The sequence below is a fragment of the Citrobacter portucalensis genome, from assembly GCF_002042885.1.
GTDB lineage: Bacteria > Pseudomonadota > Gammaproteobacteria > Enterobacterales > Enterobacteriaceae > Citrobacter > Citrobacter portucalensis.
In genome coordinates this window covers 1-1,950 of record NZ_MVFY01000034.1, presented here as the reverse complement: position 1 = coordinate 1,950, position 1,950 = coordinate 1, and the positions used below count along the sequence as shown (strand labels likewise).

General features: G+C 34.9%; 2 protein-coding genes. Both read left to right on the top strand.

Annotated features, from left to right (window positions below; translation table 11 throughout):
- The first annotated feature begins 100 nt into the window (after window positions 1-100).
- Entirely contained in the window at window positions 101-892 is a 792-nt protein-coding gene (locus BZK40_RS24050; protein WP_079935449.1) for a glycosyltransferase family 2 protein, read from the top strand.
- Window positions 889-1,950: glycosyltransferase (locus BZK40_RS24045; RefSeq protein ID WP_079935448.1), on the top strand; the 1,062-nt coding region annotated here is incomplete at its 3' end. The genes BZK40_RS24050 and BZK40_RS24045, both read left to right, overlap by 4 nt.

The following is a 1,950-nucleotide window of genomic DNA, read 5'->3' as shown; positions in this document are numbered from 1 at the left end:
ATTGAATATTTTCTTAACACAATTTGATGGTGGATTTGTCTACAGCAGCTACATTGCATAGATAAATAGAAATTTAGATTTACTTTTGAGGTGTCATTTAATGATTACGGTATTAACACCGGCGTATAATAGAGCAGGTACACTTGATAACTTGTTTAAATCACTTCAGCGCCAAACAAGTAAGATGTTTGAGTGGGTTATTATTGATGACGGAAGTACGGATGATACTTTAGATAAAATTGAAAAATATAAAAAAAATTCAAAATTTGATATATCCTCTGCATTTCAAGTTAATCAGGGTAAACCAAGTGCCATAAATCATGGATGTCGAATTTCAAGCCGAGAGTTTATATTTGTAGTCGACAGTGATGACTGTTTAACTGACGATGCTATTGAATGGGTGTTGAAAGGCATTAAAGAAGCTGAGGCTGAAGGAATTAAGTATGCTGGCGTTGGCTTCAGAAAGAGCGAATTTAATGGAACTTTATCGGGGATAACATTTGATAATCATTCTCTTGACCATGCCTTATATCTGAATGCGACGAATGCTTCAAATTTGATAAAAGGTGAAATGGCTTTTTGTTTTAAAAGAGATTTAATGCTGAAGATTCCATTTCCATTACATGCGGGTGAAAAATTTGTACCAGAAGGCTTGATTTGGACGCAAATCACGGATATTGCATGTGTGCGATTTTATGTCAATAAGGTTATTTATCTTTATGACTATCTTGATGATGGTCTTACCATGAACTTTAAAAAACAGCTTAAAAATAATCATAAAGGATTTTCTGAGTATTACCGAAACCAGTTCTATCGTGAAAGTGATTTGTTTAAGAAAGGAAAGATGCTCATGAGATATATTCAGTGCAAATATTATGGAATGTTGAAATGAAAATTATTCAGATTATCACTGGGCTGGGCATTGGCGGTGCTGAAAAAATAGTTAGTGACCTTACAAGAAAACTAGTAAATCATCAACATGAAGTTGTAGTTATCTCCTTAACTGGGGAGAAATTAATGAAAATGCCCTCTGAAGTAAACGTCATTGAAATGAAGATGACCAAGGGAATAGTTTCAATTATAAAAACATACTGGGGTGTTCGTAAAATAATAAAGGAATTCAACCCTGATGTTGTGCATAGTCACATGTTTCATGCGAATATCTTTGCTCGATTAATTCGTCTGACGTTACCATTTAAAAAGTTGATATCTACTGCTCATAGCAATAATGAAGGTGGCTCCTTAAGGATGTTGGCATACAGACTTACTGATTCATTGGCTGAGATATCTACTAATGTTAGTGAAAAAGCAGTCAATGAATTTATTGCTAAGAAAGCTTCTAAGCCTGGACGAATGATACCGATCTATAATGGAGTGGATACTCATAAGTTTTGTTATAGTAGTAAAAACCGTAGAGTAATGAGGGAATTACTGAATATTCCTGATGATGCTCGCTTGATTATGACAGTTGGGAGACTAACAGAGGCAAAGGATTACCCAAATCTAATCAATGCATTTGCATCGCTTGAGTGCAAAAGTTCAACTTATCTTGCAATAATAGGTGATGGCGAACTAAATTCTAGCTTGAAGGAGTTAGCGGTGAGCCTGAAAGTTGACAATAATATTTTCTGGTTAGGTAAACAAGATAATATTGAAGAGTGGTTATCTGCATGCGATTTGTTTGTTTTGAGTTCTGTATGGGAAGGTTTTGGAATTGTTCTCGCTGAAGCAATGGCATGCGAAAGGATTGTTATTGCAACAAACGTTGGTGGGGTGGGAGAGGTAGTTGGTGATGCTAATTTTTTAGTTCCGCCATCCAGACCTGACTTACTAATGCATAAAATAAAATCAATTTTAAATTTAAATAATGAAGAATTTTTGCACATTGGTACCCTGAATAGGGATAGAGTACAGCGGAAGTTTTCTATTGATAATATAGTGGCTAAATGG